The sequence below is a fragment of the Naasia sp. genome (assembly GCF_025465545.1).
Taxonomy (GTDB): Bacteria; Actinomycetota; Actinomycetes; order Actinomycetales; family Microbacteriaceae; genus Naasia.
The window spans coordinates 23,433-37,624 of sequence record NZ_JAODMK010000021.1; the positions used below are offsets into that span (position 1 = coordinate 23,433).

Annotated in this window: 16 protein-coding genes and 1 tRNA gene; 5 read left to right on the plus strand and 12 right to left on the minus strand. The window is 71.6% G+C overall.

Translation table 11 applies throughout. The annotated features are described in order from the left end of the window. Window positions 1-11 precede the first annotated feature (11 nt). The 8 genes from tatC to JWR33_RS06565 are packed head-to-tail and all read right to left on the minus strand — an operon-like array spanning window position 12 to window position 6,112. Window positions 12-758, minus strand: a complete 747-nt coding sequence (gene tatC / locus JWR33_RS06530; RefSeq protein WP_297410490.1) for a twin-arginine translocase subunit TatC — start codon at window positions 756-758, stop codon at window positions 12-14. A 43-nt stretch (window positions 759-801) separates the two neighbouring features. Next, window positions 802-1,053, minus strand: coding sequence for a twin-arginine translocase TatA/TatE family subunit (gene tatA / locus JWR33_RS06535; protein ID WP_297410395.1), 252 nt, complete (start codon window positions 1,051-1,053; stop codon window positions 802-804). After that, window positions 977-1,387: a hypothetical protein gene (locus JWR33_RS06540; protein WP_297410492.1), complete on the minus strand. Its 411-nt coding sequence runs from the start codon at window positions 1,385-1,387 to the stop codon at window positions 977-979. Before JWR33_RS06540 ends, tatA begins: the two co-directional genes overlap by 77 nt. A 9-nt stretch (window positions 1,388-1,396) precedes the next feature. After that, the gene (locus JWR33_RS06545) at window positions 1,397-2,395 is read right to left on the minus strand and encodes a WYL domain-containing protein (RefSeq protein WP_297410397.1); all 999 of its coding nucleotides are present in this window, start codon (window positions 2,393-2,395) and stop codon (window positions 1,397-1,399) included. After that, on the minus strand, window positions 2,392-3,384 hold the full coding sequence (locus tag JWR33_RS06550) for a WYL domain-containing protein (RefSeq protein ID WP_297410399.1): 993 nt from the start codon (window positions 3,382-3,384) through the stop codon (window positions 2,392-2,394). The genes JWR33_RS06545 and JWR33_RS06550 overlap by 4 nt, the downstream gene beginning before the upstream one ends. A 7-nt stretch (window positions 3,385-3,391) precedes the next feature. After that, window positions 3,392-4,348: an FKBP-type peptidyl-prolyl cis-trans isomerase gene (locus tag JWR33_RS06555; protein WP_297410401.1), complete on the minus strand. Its 957-nt coding sequence runs from the start codon at window positions 4,346-4,348 to the stop codon at window positions 3,392-3,394. Window positions 4,349-4,400: 52 nt separating this feature from the next. Continuing rightward, window positions 4,401-5,423, minus strand: coding sequence for a tRNA (adenine-N1)-methyltransferase (locus tag JWR33_RS06560; protein ID WP_297410402.1), 1,023 nt, complete (start codon window positions 5,421-5,423; stop codon window positions 4,401-4,403). Continuing rightward, a complete protein-coding gene (locus tag JWR33_RS06565) occupies window positions 5,420-6,112 on the minus strand; it encodes an HAD family phosphatase (protein WP_297410404.1) in 693 nt (230 codons plus the stop codon). Before JWR33_RS06565 ends, JWR33_RS06560 begins: the two co-directional genes overlap by 4 nt. Window positions 6,113-6,267: 155 nt before the next feature. Between JWR33_RS06565 and JWR33_RS06570 the strand changes: the two genes are divergently transcribed. Beyond that, window positions 6,268-7,200, plus strand: coding sequence for a PAC2 family protein (locus JWR33_RS06570; RefSeq protein ID WP_297410405.1), 933 nt, complete (start codon window positions 6,268-6,270; stop codon window positions 7,198-7,200). Window positions 7,201-7,239: 39 nt separating this feature from the next. Here the strand turns inward: JWR33_RS06570 and JWR33_RS06575 are convergent, their stop codons facing one another. Then, window positions 7,240-7,563 (minus strand): GNAT family N-acetyltransferase, encoded by a 324-nt coding sequence (locus tag JWR33_RS06575; RefSeq protein WP_297410407.1) that lies wholly within the window; start codon window positions 7,561-7,563, stop codon window positions 7,240-7,242. Window positions 7,564-7,639: 76 nt separating this feature from the next. Further along, on the minus strand, window positions 7,640-8,521 hold the full coding sequence (locus JWR33_RS06580) for an undecaprenyl-diphosphate phosphatase (RefSeq protein WP_297410410.1): 882 nt from the start codon (window positions 8,519-8,521) through the stop codon (window positions 7,640-7,642). A gap of 193 nt (window positions 8,522-8,714) precedes the next feature. Between JWR33_RS06580 and JWR33_RS06585 the strand changes: the two genes are divergently transcribed. Together JWR33_RS06585 and JWR33_RS06590 are read left to right on the plus strand one after the other, a co-directional pair. Continuing rightward, a complete protein-coding gene (locus JWR33_RS06585) occupies window positions 8,715-9,128 on the plus strand; it encodes a CBS domain-containing protein (RefSeq protein ID WP_297410412.1) in 414 nt (137 codons plus the stop codon). Window positions 9,129-9,373: 245 nt separating this feature from the next. Further along, window positions 9,374-10,207 carry a TetR family transcriptional regulator gene (locus tag JWR33_RS06590; protein ID WP_297410414.1) on the plus strand — a complete coding sequence of 278 codons (834 nt, stop codon included), beginning with the start codon at window positions 9,374-9,376 and terminating at the stop codon, window positions 10,205-10,207. Here JWR33_RS06590 and JWR33_RS06595 read toward each other — a convergent pair. Both JWR33_RS06595 and JWR33_RS06600 read right to left on the minus strand, forming a co-directional pair. Next, window positions 10,185-11,414 carry a GAF domain-containing protein gene (locus JWR33_RS06595; RefSeq protein WP_297410416.1) on the minus strand — a complete coding sequence of 410 codons (1,230 nt, stop codon included), beginning with the start codon at window positions 11,412-11,414 and terminating at the stop codon, window positions 10,185-10,187. The two genes, JWR33_RS06590 and JWR33_RS06595, sit on opposite strands and share 23 nt — an antisense overlap. 144 nt (window positions 11,415-11,558) lie before the next feature. Beyond that, window positions 11,559-12,887 (minus strand): M20/M25/M40 family metallo-hydrolase, encoded by a 1,329-nt coding sequence (locus JWR33_RS06600; RefSeq protein WP_297410418.1) that lies wholly within the window; start codon window positions 12,885-12,887, stop codon window positions 11,559-11,561. A gap of 86 nt (window positions 12,888-12,973) precedes the next feature. On the opposite strand from JWR33_RS06600, the gene JWR33_RS06605 reads away from it, so the two are divergent. Then, a tRNA-Leu gene (locus tag JWR33_RS06605) sits at window positions 12,974-13,058 on the plus strand. Window positions 13,059-13,478: 420 nt separating this feature from the next. Further along, window positions 13,479-14,138, plus strand: a complete 660-nt coding sequence (locus tag JWR33_RS06610; RefSeq protein ID WP_297410420.1) for a ribonuclease H — start codon at window positions 13,479-13,481, stop codon at window positions 14,136-14,138. The last annotated feature ends 54 nt before the right edge of the window (window positions 14,139-14,192 follow it).

Genomic DNA, 14,192 nt, shown 5'->3' on the forward strand with positions numbered 1-14,192 from the left:
CTCCGTGTGCGTCAGGCGGCGTACTCGGCGGCCAGCACGTCGGCGCGCTTGGCGGCCCTGCGGTCGTGCAGCCACGCGACGCCGGCGGCCGCCAGGTAGAGCAGCACCATGGGGATGGCGAGGAAGAACATCGACACGAGATCCGCGGCAGGAGTGGCGATCGCGGTGAACAGGGTGATCGCGAGGATCGCCAGCCGCCAGCTGCGCAGGATCGTGGCCGCCTGCAGGATGCCCGCGAAGTTGAGCAGCACGAGGAAGACGGGCAGCACGAAGGCCACGCCGACGACGAGGATCAGCTTGAGCACGAAGTCGAGGTAGTCGCTCGCGACGAGGAAGACCGAGTCCTCGACGGGCGCGAAGCCCACCATCAGCTCCACGATGTGCGGCCACACGTACCAGCCCGCGGCGCAGCCCGCGAAGAACAGCGGCACGGCCGCGAAGAAGAACCCGAAGCCGTACTGCTTCTCACGCCGGGAGAGCCCTGGCACGATGAACGCCCACAGCTGGTACAGCCACACGGGGGCGGACAGCACGATGCCGACCGTGAACGCGATCCGCAGCTTGAGGTCGAAGGCCTGGGTGATGTTGGTGTAGTTGATGCTCGCGTTGTGACGCTGCGCCACCAGGTCCATGGGCGCGCGGAGCGCGTCCCACACCCAGTCCGACAGGAAGTAGCCGGCGATCATGCCGAGGATCACGGCGACGGCCGACAGGAAGAGCCGGCGGCGCAGCTCGAGGAGGTGCTCCCCCAGCGACATCCGCCGTTCCGCGCCGGTGCCGCGATTGACGCGGGCCACGCCGCTACTGCTTCGGCGGAAGCCCCGAGGCGCCCCGGGGAGCGGCGTCGACGGCCGGCGGCTCCTCGGTGTAGACGATGGGGGTCTTCGGTGCGTCGGCCTCGGCAGGGGCGTCGCTCTTGATCTCGGCCTTGAAGATCTTCATCGACTGGCCGAGGCTCTTTGCCAGCCCGGGCAGCTTAGGAGCGCCGAACAGCAACAGCACGATCACGAGGATGACGATCAGGTGCGGCCATCCGAACGCGTTGCCCAACATTGAAGGTCCTTTGTCTCAGGTCGGCGGTTGTCAGGAGTTTACCCCGCGCGAGTCGGCGTTCCCGGCGCGAACGCTTCCGGTCTGCTCGGAGGTCGGCGCGCAGCCGGTGCCGTTCGCGCACCTCGTCGTACGGCGCGAGAACCGCGGCCCGGAAGGGCTGCCGAGCCACCTCCTCGCTCGCCGCCTCCAGTGCGGCGACCTTGTCGCCCAGTTCGGAGAGCGCGGCGAAGCCGGTTCGCGCCTTGCGGAAGAGCCAGAGGGCGAAGAGGGCCAGCATGCCCAGCAGGCCCAGCACGAGGAGTGCCCAGATCAGGACCCAGGACCACCACGGCATGAGCCGAGTCTAGAGGGAGCCCTCTTCCGTGCTCTCGCCGTACTCCGCGAGACCCGCGCGGGCCCAGTCGGCGACCGCGGCTCGCGCGTCGTCGGGCGCCAGGACCGTCACCATGCCGGCGAGCCGCGCGACGAGGCGCTTGAGCCCCGCGTAGTGGCCGACCCGCATGGTCGCCTGCACCAGGCCGGGCCCGCGACCGGGCTGGGTCCTGGTCCCCTCGGGCAGGTAGTCGCCGAGCAGCGGAAGCGCCGCCTCCGCCACCTCCACCACGACGGTGAGGTCGGTGGACGAGGTCTCGAAGAGCACATCGGGCAGTGTCACCTCGCCCGACGCCGGGGTCACCGCACGGTCGCTCACGGCGATCCCGCTCATCCGGTCGAGCCGGAAGGTGCGAACGGCTTCGCGCAGGTGGTCCCAGCCGCGGAGGTACCAGCTCTCATCGTCCGAGTCGAGGCGCAGCGGGTCCACCGTCCGGTGCTCCGTCTCGCCCTGCGCGTCGCGGTAGTCGAACTCCACCTGGACGTGCCGCACCACGGCGTCCCGGAGCGGGGCGAGGGCGTCCTCGATGCCGCGGACCGAGACGGCGACGGGGCTGGGAGCCGAGGAGGCCCCCCGTGCGAGCTTCGCCGTGAGCGACGCGAGCGCCGCGCGGTCCCCGTTCTCGGGCAGCGCGGAGAGGTACTGCAGCCCCGCGATGAGTGCGGCCGCCTCCCGGGCCGAGAACCGCGGCGCCTCGTCGATCGCGACGGAGTGGGTGAGGATGATCCGCCCGTTCTCCTCGAACTCGTCCCAGTCGATGTCGAACAGGTCGCCATGCTGGTACTGCCCGCTGCCGCCCGGGATCCCCGACACGGCGATCAGCTCGACCGCGGTGCGCATCTCCTGCTCCGAGACGCCGAACTGGGCGGCCGCCGCCGCCACAGAGACCCCGTCGTGGTCGATGAGGTACGGGACGAGGGAGAGCAGGAAGGCGAGCTTGTCCTGGGCCTGCAGCGGCCGGGCGCTCATCGGTCCGTCCCCGTGTGCGAGGCGGCGACCTGGCGGAGCCGGTCGATCACGGCGGCACGGAGTGCCGACGGCTCGAGCACCACGACTTCGGGACCGTAGGACGCGAGCTCGTCGGCCATCAGGTTCGCGTCGAGGTAGTTGACGCGGAGGTCGGTGTCGGCGGACGGCTCGAGAGCCTGCCTGCGCAGCCGGGAATCCGCGTCCGAGTCGGGCCGCACACGGATCCGCGCGACGTTCGTCGCCAGCACCCGGTCGAGCTCCTGCACCGCCGCGGCGGCGCTGTCGCCCTCGGGGGGCGAGAAGGTCGTTCGGGTGGGCGTCACCGGACCGACGATCCTGCTGAGCAGGAAGGTGCGCGGGGCGGCGCGGTCGCGATCGAGGGTGGCCACGTGCCAGCGGCCCTCGTGCTTGACGAGTGCCAGCGGCTCGACGGTGCGGACCACGGCCGCGCGCTCACCCGGCTTGAGATAGGCGAAGGTCACCACGAGGTTGCGGTCGATCGCCGAGCGCAGCGGCTCGAAGGCCGCCTCGCGCACCCGCACGCGAGGCGCATAGCCGATCATCGGCCCGTCCACCTCGATGCCGAGCGACCGCAGCTTCAGCAGTGCCCGGTGCGACTCGCTGGAGAGGGAGCCCTCCCGCCAGACCTCGGCGGCGAGGTTCAGCAGGGTCGTCTCCTCCGGCGTGAAGGTGACGTCGGGCGGAAGGTCGTAGGCGCCCTTGGGGATGCGGTAGCGGAGGTTCTGGTTGTTCCCCGCCTCCGTCGCCTGCTCGATCGTCTCGAGCGGCACGCCGAGGTCCCGGATGTCGTCCTTGTCGCGCTCGAACTGCCGCTCGAGGCTCGCGTTGTCGCCCCGGACGACGTAGCGATGCCGGTAGCCCTGGACGCTGGAGAGGATCTCGGCCTTCGTCAGCCCGTGGTCGGTCGCCACGAGAGCGAGGACGAGGCTGAACAGCCGCTCCTCGACGGGCACCGCTCCGGCTGCCACGGCAGTGCTACCCGACGATCCCGAGGATGTCGATGACGAACACCAGCGTGGCGCCGGCGGGGATCGCGCCAGACGCCTGGTCGCCGTAGCCCTGGTCGGGCGGGACGATGACCTCGACCTGCGAGCCGACCTTCGCGCCCTTGATGGCGGCCAGGAGCCCAGGAATGGCTTGGCCCTCCGTCACGGTGATGGGGACCGGTGCCCCCTTCTCCCAGCTGGAGTCGAACACGGTGCCGCCGTCCCACAGCACTCCGGTGTAGTTGACGAGGACCTGGTCCCCCTCCTTCACCTTCGCGCCGCCGCCGGCGATGAGCGTGGAGACCCGAAGCTTCTTGGGCGGATCCGCCTTGATCATCGTGATGCCCGGCCGGCCGTCGGGCGCGAGCACGACCGAGGGGAAGCCGGGCTGGGCGAGCTGGGCGGTGCCCTGGGCCCGGGCGAGATAGGCGTTCTCGAAGTCGACGACGACCACGAGCGAATCCTCGGGCGAGAGGGCCGCAGGGCGGGTGTCGTCGGTGAACGCGTCCTTGCCGGGCATCACGACCGCAACTCGGCTGCCGACCTCCGCACAGGCGAGGCCCTTCGTGAGGCCCTTGATGGGCAGCCGGTCGATGACGAAGGATGCGGGGGTGCCTGCGTAGTCGGAGTGGTCCAGCACCTCGCCGGTCGAGCCGTTGAGGATCGTGAGGAACCCGGCGACGTACTGGTCGTCGCGGATCGGGTCGCCCTTGCCCTGGATCAGGGTGCTGACCTCGGTTCTCGTCGGGCGCAGCGGCGACGGGAAGGAGACGGTGGGAGGGCTCAGCAGGTCGCCGGTCGCCTCGACGGCGTCGGAGGCGCTGCCTGCGGTGGCGCCGGGAGTGCAGCCGGTCCGGGCGGGGCCGACGTAGCAGCCGGAGAGGGCACCGAGAAGGGCCGAGGCCACGAGCGCGGCGGAGCCGACGCGGCGGAGTCGTCTGTTCATGTTGGAGAAGCCGTCCAGGGGTGCCGGGGGCCGGGATCGGCCGCGGATCAGTCTAACGTTCGTCGGGCTCCGGGCCGGGGACGGACGCATCCGGCGAGCTCTCCCGGGCAAGGGAGGCCGCGGCACCGGCCTTGGCCTCGCGCACCCTGCGCCTCAGCGATTTGGCGCTCGAGCTGCGCTCGCCGAGGGCTCCCGGCGTCCACAGCTCGACGTCCTCGTCGGTGAACTCCGTCTTGGACGCGCGACGCCGCACCTCAGGCAGCACCGCGCCGGGGGCGAGCCGGCGGGCGCTGATCAGGAACCCGGTGTGTCCCACCATCCGATGGTCGGGCCGGACCGCGAGTCCTTCGATGTGCCAGCCGCGCACGAATGTCTCGCTCGAGTCGGGGGACGTGAAGCCGCCGCTGTCGCGGAGAGCCTCCGCGACCCGGGAGAGCTGGGTGACGGTCGCCACGTAGCAGAGCAGCACTCCCCCGGGCGTGAGGGCGTCGGCCACCACGTCCACGCACTCCCAGGGAGCAAGCATGTCGAGCACGACACGGTCCACGGTTCCCGGCTCGACGGCCTGCGGGAGGACCTCGACGAGGTCGCCGGTCACGACGTTCCAGTTGCCGGGACGCTCGCCGAGGAAGCCGACCACGTTGCCCTCGGCGACGTCGGCGAACTCCGCGCGGCGCTCGAAGGAGGTGAGGCTGCCTGCCGGGCCCAGGGCCCGCAGCAGCCAGAGGCTGAGCGCGCCGCTGCCCACGCCGGCCTCCACCACGCGGGCGCCGGGAAAGATGTCGGCCTTGGCCAGGATCTGCGCGGCGTCCTTGGGGTAGATGATCGCGGCGCCGCGCGGCATGGACATGACGAAGTCCTGCAGCAGCGGGCGCAGCGCGAGGTACTCGACTCCCCCGGTCGCGGCCACGACCGAGCCGTCCGGAAGCCCGATCAGGGCGTCGTGCTCGAGCACCCCGCGGTGCGAGTGGAACTGCGCGCCGGGAGCGAGGGTGATGGTGTTGAGCCGGCCCTTGGGGCCGGTGAGCTGCACCCGGTCCCCCACTCGGAAGGGTCCCGAGAACGCGGCGGTCATGACGCGAACTCGGAGCCGCGTGCCCGTCGGAGCAGGCTCGCCAGGTCACCGAGAGAGCGCCCCTCCAGCGTCGGCCACACCGTGTAGCCGCTTCCGCCGGCCAGGTCGACGACGTGCGGAACGCCGACGGCCGCAGCGCCGGACGCGACGGCGGCGGCGAGTCCGGGCGGAGAGTCCTCGATCGCCACGCAGCGCGCCGGCTCGACGCCGAGCAGTTCCGCGGCCCGAAGGTACGCCTCCGGGTGCGGCTTCGGATGCGTCACGTCGTCCGCGGAGACCACGATGTCGAACGCGGCGCCCTCGCCGGGCTCAGGCACGGCGGCGGCGATCTCGCGGGCCATCCGGCCGATCGACATGGTGACGAGGGCGGTCGGGACCCCGGCGCCCTTCAGCTCGCGGAGCAGCTCGCGCGCTCCCGGGCGCCACGGCACGTCCTCACGAACCCGATCGAGCACGCGATCGGTGAGGTGGTCGATGATCCGCTGCGACTCCCAGGGGATGCCCCGCCGGCGGAGCATCTCGGCGGAGAGCAGCAGGCTGGTGCCCACGAGGGCGAGCCCCTCCTCCGCGGTCCAGCTGCCGCCGAAGCTCGTCACGAGCTCCACCTGGGCCTCGTGCCAGTACGGCTCCGTGTCGACGAGCGTGCCGTCCATGTCGAACAGGACGGCGGCGGGCAGATCGGCAGTCACAACGGGAGAGTCTACGGAAGGCGACGCGCGGCCCGGTCGACGGGCGACGGTCCCCAGGGATCGGCTGAGGGCGAACGGCGGCCCGCGCGGCCCATGTCCGGGAAGGGCGCACCTATCCTGGGAGGAGCCCGCGCGCGGGCGGAAGGGCAGGTCACGTGGCTGAGGAGCGGCGGTTCAGCGACGGGCGGATCCTCGTCGTCGCGTTCGAGGGCTGGAACGATGCGGGCGAGGCAGCCTCCGGGGCCGCGAGCGTGCTCAAGGACTCCCTCGGTCTGGTGCCCATCCACGAGGTGGACCCTGAGCAGTACTTCGACTACCAGTTCACCCGTCCCGTCGTCTATGTCGACGACGAGGGACGGCGCCGCCTGCGCTGGCCGGCGGCCACGGTCTTCGGTCCCTCGCCGGATCCCGACCCGCTTCCCGCGGGCGTCGCGCCGGAGACCGAAGGCCCCTCCCTGCAGCGCATCGCGAACGTCTATGTGATGGTCGGCAGCGAGCCGTCCCGGAGCTGGAAGAGCTTCGCCGCGGAGGTGCTCGACGCCGCGCTCGTGGCGGACGTGACCGGCATCGTGCTGCTCGGCGCGATGCTCGCCGATGTGCCGCACACCCGCCCGATCTCGATCTTCGCCTCCAGCGAGAGCGCGGAGCTCCGGGACCAGCTGGAGCTGGAGCGCAGCTCCTACGAGGGACCGGTGGGAATCCTGTCCGTGCTCGCCGATGTGGCCGAGGTCGTCGGCATCCCCAGCGTGTCGATCTGGGCGTCGGTGCCGCACTACGTGCACAACGCGCCATCCCCCAAGGCGACCCTCGCTCTGCTGCGGCGGCTCGAGGAGATCCTGGACATCCCGATCCCGCACGGCGACCTCGAGGAGGAGTCGACGGCCTGGGAGTCCGGAATCGACGCCATCGCCGGCGAGGACGAGGACATGGCGGCCTACATCGAGCAGCTCGAGCAGGCACGGGACACCGTTGACTCGCCCGACGCGAGCGGAGAGGCGATCGCGAAGGAGTTCGAGCGCTACCTGCGCCGTCGCGGCGACGGGCGTGAGGGCCGGGACGGCTACGCCGCCGGCCCCGGCTCGCAGTGAGCCAGGAGCGTCCCGGTCCGGCCGCGCGCCGGTAGGCGGTCAGTCGAGCAGGCTCGTGTGCAGCTCGTCGGAGGGCTGATCGACGAGGTCGGCCCAGTCGTCGTGCTTGCCCAGGTAGGCGCTCACGAAGGGGCAGATCGGCACGATGCGCCGGCCGGCGTCCCGGGCGCCGTCGAGCGCCGCACGGACCAGGCGGCTGGCGAACCCGCGTCCCTCGAACCGGTCATCGACCACGGTGTGGGTGAACACCCAGGCGTCGCCCCGCTCCACGAACTGCGCGAGTCCGGCGTACTCGCCGTCCACCTCCAGCACGAAGCGCTGCTTGGCGGGATCCAGGCGCACGTTCGGGGTCTCCTCGCTCATGGCGCTCTCCTTCGCGGCGGAAGTCGTCCGGCGTCTGGCGCCCGTCGCGCCCGTCGCGCCCATCCTGCCACCGGAGCTATGCGGCGAGGACTCCCGTGCTGAGGAGCACGATCAGCAGAGCCCCGAGAACGACCCGGTAGATCACGAAGGGAAGGAAGGAGCGCCTCGAGACGTAGCGGAGGAAGAACGCGATCACCGCGAGGCCGACCCCGAAGGCCACGAGGGTCGCGAGAGCCGTCTCGAGCGGGCCGAACACCTCCGGCGTGCAGCCCGCCGCCGCGGCCGCGGTGCACGGGTCCTTGACGGTCTTGTAGAGCTGGTACAGCCCGCTGCCGAAGACCGCCGGCAGCGCGAGGAGGAAGGAGTAGCGGGCCGCGGCGGCCCGGGTGTAGCCGAGGAACAGGCCAGCGGTGATCGTGCCGCCCGACCGCGAGACGCCGGGGATCAGCGCCAGCGCCTGGGCGAGCCCGTAGACGATGCCGTGCGGGACCGTCAGGTGGTCGAGGGGCCGCGACTTCGCGCCCACCCGGTCGGCGATGCCGAGCAGCAGGCCGAACGCGATCAGCATGATCGCCACCACCCAGAGCGAGCGGAGGGTGGTCTCGATCGCGTCCTGGAACAGCAGCCCGAGGATCACGATCGGCACCGATCCGAGGATGATCAGCCAGCCCATCCGCGCGTCGGGATCGCTGCGGGGCACGCGGACCGCGCCGCTGAGGTCGCGTGAGCCGACGATCGAGCGGAACCAGCGCGAGACGATGCGCACGATGTCCCGCCGGAAGAAGACCAGCACCGCGGTCTCGGTGCCCAGCTGGGTGATCGCGGTGAACGCGGCGCCCGGGTCCTGGGCCCCGGGCAGGAACTCGCCGACGATGCGCAGGTGCGCGCTCGAGGAGATGGGCAGGAACTCGGTCAGGCCCTGCACGAAGCCGAGCAGGAGCGCCTCGAGGAAGTGCACGGTGGACTCCTGGGTTCGCGAAGCAGGAGGTCCCCTGCCGTCGTCCAGGGTACCCAGCCCGGCGACGGGTTCGGGTCAGCATCACGGGGCGGAGGCGTCCGCAACCCCTTGAGGCACGGGTCGCCCCGGCGTAGCTTCGCGCCCAGCGCGGGTCGCGCGACCTCCTGCGGCCCGGGACCCTAGGAGGAATTCGATGACTACTGCACGGGACATCATGACGGCCGGCGCCGAATGCGTCGGTGAGAACGACACCCTTGTCACGGCGGCGCAGAAGATGCGCGACCTGGACGTCGGCGCCCTGCCCATCTGCGGTGAGGACGGCAGGCTCAAGGGCGTGCTCACCGACCGGGACATCGTGATCAAGTGCCTCGCGGAGGGCGGCGACCCGACGACTGCGACGGCCGGCTCCTTCGCCGAGGGCAAGCCGGTGACGATCGGCGCCGACGACGACCTCGACGAGGCGCTGCGGACGATGCAGGAGTACCAGGTCCGCCGGCTCCCGGTGATCGACGGGCACGAGCTGGTCGGCATGCTCAGCCAGGCCGACCTCGCGCGCAACCTGCCGCTGGAGAAGGTCGGCGACCTGCTCCAGGACATCTCGTCCTGAAGCGTCGGAGGGCCGCCCGGGCAGCCGGGCGGCCCTCCGCGTGTCGCCGGCGCGGAGCGCGCCCCACTTCCGCCCCAGTCGGGGTGCACGAGGGGGACGGCCCCGGCCGCGGAAAAGACGTCGTACGAGTGTGTGAAGCGCGGTCCTTCGCGGATTGCGGCATCGGGATCTACCGTCGAGGCGCCCGAGGACCACGGGGTACGCCGACTGGCGCGTCAGCTCCGAGGCTGAGTAGGGTCCCCGGAATGACCCTTCTCTCAACGCCCCAGACCGTCGACCTGCGCGAACGGATTCTGGAGACGGCGTACGAGTGGATCGGGCGCCACGGCCTCGCCGGAACCGATCTGGAGGAGCTGGCGGCCGCCGCGGGAGCCACCCTGGCCGACATCGAGGACCGGTTCCCGGACAAGCGGACCCTCCTGCTCGCAGCGATGGAGCATCAGGGACACCGCTGGGCCGCGGAGATGCAGAGCACCGGCACGCTTGCGCCGGACTCCTCGGCGGAGGAGCGGCTGCTGGCCCTCTTCGACGCATACGAGGAGTGGTTCGGTCGCAGTGACTTCAAGGCGGCGGAGCTGTTCACGGTGCTCGCCGAGGCGGGGCGGTTCAGCAAGACCGGTGCCGGCTCCCTCGTGCACGTCGAGCGCGTGCGCAAGATGATCGCGACGCTCGCCGCCGAGGCCGGGCTCCGGCAGCCCGACGACTTCGCGCTCTCCTGCCACATCCTGCTGAAGGGCGCCATCATCTCGGCGATCGAGGGCGACGCCGCCGCCATCCGGCGGGCGAAGCATCTGGCGAGCGCCCTCATCGCCATGCATCATCCGGCAGGTGAGGTGCACGACGTGCTGTCGCTGGCCCGCTGCGCCGACGACTCGGAGTGGCTCGTGATCTCGGAGGGCAACAAGCGCCGCGGCGAGGGGGCGCTCGCGATCATCCGCAAGGAGCGTGCGGGGTACACGAGCTATCCGAACGCCATCGGCTACGCCCGGCTGGGACCCTTCCCGACCCTCAACGAGGCATACACGGCCGTCGCGGCGCGCATGGCCCCGAGCGCGATCACGACCCCCGAGGTCCGCTGAGCGGGAGAGCGCTCTCCGCCGCCTCGCGGGAGATCTTCCACAGCTCGCGCTGGGCCAGCAGCGCGACGTCCCGGAGCAGGGCCCTGTTGATGCTGTCAGCGGGGCGGGGGTTCCTCCCCAGCACGCAGAGCGCGCCCATCGGGTGCCCATCCGGTGTCTCCAGCGGGTAGCCGGCGTAGAAGCGCACGCCGGCGCGCGCCAGCGTCTCGTTCCCGGCGAAGAGCTCGTGCGTGGACAGGTCGCCGATGACGAAGGCTTCCTTGGCCCGCACCGTGTGAGTGCACACCGAGAGCTGCCTGGGCAGGGATTCCACCGCCCACTCGCCCGAGCGGTGCGGGAACCAGACCCGGTCCCGGCTCACGAGTGCCACAGCCGCGAGGTCGGCCGAGAACAGCGATCGGGCGAGGGACAGCACCCGGTCGACTCCGGGAGCGGGCGCGCCGGCGAGCGATTCCCGCTGCTCGAGCGCGCGATCAGCACGGTCCTCGTCGCCGCGTCCGCGGGGTGCCTCCGCCGCTGCCCCGCGGAGCTTCGGGACCATCGCCGCCGCAAGCTCCCGCGCCCACTGCCGGTACTCCTCCGGCCCCCGATGGCGGCTCTCTCCCTGCGGGGTGGGTCGGCCCAGGGGGGCGAAGGTCAGGTGCGCCCGGCGCAGGCAGGTCGCGCGCGTGATGGCGTTCAGTCGCACTGCGTGCCTGTTCGCGATCCGGCCGAGGAGGTGTCCGTACACGGGGATGGAGGCGATGGGCGGCACGCCGGCGAGGACGATCTGCGCATCGGGCGCGGAGTCGTGCAGGAATGCGGCCAGTCCCTGCATTCGCGAGCGCCAGCGCCCCTCGGGAAGCAGCGTCATGGCGTCCGAGATGCCCAGCACCACCACGATCGTCCGGTAAGTGGCGAGCGGGCGTCCCTCGAGCGCGGGCACGGCGTCGGCGATGGTCATGGAGCGGGTCGCCACCACGTCCACCCGGGTGCCGTGGCCCGTCCTGGCGGCGAGCTCCCGCGCCAGCTGTCCCGGCAGGGCCAGGTCATGGCTGCGCACCCCCCAGCCCGCCGCGGGGCCGCTGCCGACGATCAGGATGCGGTCCTCGCCCCGTCCGCTCGCCGTCGCCGTCGGCTCGTCGACCGGCGTGGGGATCGCCTCGAAGGTCGGAATGACCCGGGTGTACCAGGCGCGGAAGGCGGGGCGGAGCAGGCGGGAGAGCAAGAGGGTCCTCTTCGAGAGAGCAGGGGCGACGGTTCCGCCCCCTGCCCGCGGAGACTAGCCGGTGTCCGCTTCTGCGCCTCTCCGCGACGCCGGAGCGTCTCGTTCGGGGGCGCGAGTATCCGGCGCCGCCTCCGAACGGGGGCGTCAGTACTCCAGGAGCAGGTCCGTCAGGACCGCCTTGCCGAACTCGAGCGCGGCGATCGGCACGCGCTCGTCGACGCCGTGGAACATCGACGGGAAGTCGAGCGCCTCGGGGAGCCGGAGGGGCGCGAACCCGTAGCCCGTGATGCCGAGGCGGCTCATCGCCTTGTTGTCGGTGCCGCCGGACATCAGGTACGGCAGGACCGTGGCCTCCGGGTCGTGCCGCCCGAGGAGGCGGACCATGCTGTCGACGAGCGGACCGGCGAACGGGGTCTCGAGCCCCACATCGGTGTGCACGATCTGGACCTCGATGTCCTCCCCCACGAGCTCGCGCACCTCGGCGAGCGTCTGCTGCTCCTCGCCGGGCAGGCAGCGGATGTCGATGAGAGCGGAGGCCTCTTCCGGGATCACGTTGTGCTTGTAGCCACCGGTCAGCAGCGTCGGGTTTGACGTGGTGCGCAGCGTGGCGAGCAGGAAGCCGGACGCGCTGCCGGTGGCGAGCACGAGTTCGTCGGGACCGGACTGGGCCGGGTCCACACCCAGGATGCGCGCGATCTCCTCGAGCAGGCGCTCCGTGGTGGGGGTGAGCCGGATGGGCCAGTCGCGGCGGCCCAGCGCGACGACCGCCTCGGCGATCCGGGTCACGGAGTTGTCGGTGATGAGCCGGGAGCCGTGCGCGGAGGGCGAGCGCGCCGTCAGCCGGATCCAGAGGAGGGCCTTCTCCCCGGTCTGCAGCAGGTAGGACCGCTGCCCGCCGAAGGTCACCGAGTAGCCGCCCACCTCGCTGACGGCCTCCGTGGCGCCCGCGAAGAGCTCGGGGTGGTTGTCCACCAGCCAGTGCGCGCCCAGCAGCCCGCCGGCCTCCTCGTCGGCGAAGAAGCCGAGCACGATGTCGCGGGCGGGCCGGCGCCCCGACGCGAGGACGTCGCCCAGCGCGGTGAGCATCATGGCGTCCATGTCCTTCATGTCCACGGCGCCGCGGCCCCACAGCATCCCGTCCCGCACCTCGCCGCCGAACGGGTCGACGGACCACCTGGCCGGATCGGCCGGCACCACGTCGGTGTGGCCGTGCAGCACGAGCGCCGGCTTCCCCGGGTCGGCCCCGTCGATGCGGGTCACCACCGATACCCGGCCAGGCTCGGACTCGAACAGCCGCGGCGCGAGCCCCATGCCGGTGAGCCGAGCCTCGAGGTATTCGGCGGCCTCGCCCTCGCCTTCGCTGCGGCCTTCGCCCCAGTTGACGGTATTGATCCGGATCAGATCGCGGGCGATCGCGGCCACCTCGGGCAGGCCGTCCTCGCCGCTGGAACCGGGTGCGGAGGTGTCCGTCATGGCTCCACGCTACCCGGGCCGCGTGCCCGGTCGGCCTCGCGCGATCTGGTAGTGTCTTCCCTCGGCGATCCTGGTCGCCTCACCTTGTCCGGGTGGCGGAAATGGCAGACGCGCTAGCTTGAGGTGCTAGTGCCCGTATAGGGCGTGGGGGTTCAAGTCCCCCCTCGGACACACTGGTTGAGACAGTAGGAAAGGCCCCGCTCCGGCGGGGCCTTTCGCTGTGCGCCCACTCCGCGGGAGCAGGCGAGGGGCGGCCTGCACGCGACGGGCGCCGATGCGGACCGCGAGGCAGAGGCAGTGGGCCACCGCGCTGAAGAGTGCGTGGAACGTCACCCGATGGGGCATGGCATCGCGGAAGACCGCCCCGATCGCCGTCGGTGGTCGCGCCAGAACCCGGACGGGGACCCGCTCATCGGTCGCCAGCGTCGCACGAGCATCACATCGCCGACGAATCATCGGAAGGGGCCGTCCGAGCTGCGATGCCGCCCCGTGCCCACGCGCGCATCCGTCCGGCCAAGCTGCGACGGCACGCGGTTGCGGTTTGGCCGGTCGGTTGCGGCTCTCGTCGGCGCGGGGTGAAACGATGGTCGGGTGACGATCACCGCTGCCGCAGACGGCTCCGCCCTCGGCAATCCCGGACCGGCAGGCTGGGCCTGGTACATCGACGACGATCGCTGGGCTGCCGGCGGCTGGAAGCACGGCACCAACAACATGGGTGAGCTGAAGGCCGTGCTCGAGCTGTTCCGGTCCACCGCGCACCTGGGCGAGGACCTGCTCGTCCTCTGCGACAGCCAGTACGTCATCAACTCGGTGACCAAGTGGATGCCCGGCTGGAAGAAGAAGGGCTGGCGCAAGGGCGACGGCAAGCCGGTGATGAACCTCGACCTGCTGCAGGAGTTGGACGAGGCGATCGCGGGGCGCCAGTACCGCTTCGAGTGGGTCAAGGGTCACGTGGGGCACGTGCTCAACGAGGCCGCGGACGTGCGGGCACGGGCCGCGGCGGAGGCCTACCAGCGGAATCTCGAGGTCCCGGCCGGGCCGGGCTTCGGTGGGGCGTCCTCCTCCCCGATCCGGGTGACCGTTCCACGTGAGACGGCGCCGGCGACCGCCGCCGCGTCCCTGTTCGACCTCGACGAGCCCGTCCTGCGGGAGGTCACGCTGTCGCTCAGCGATGAGGAGTACTCGCGCCTGCTGATCCGGGCCCGAGCCGAGGGCCGCAGCCCCGAGGAGCTCCTCCGCGGCCTCATCTGACCCGGGTTTGGCGAGCTCACCAGGCTTTCCTACGCCAGCGGTGGCACCGCCGTC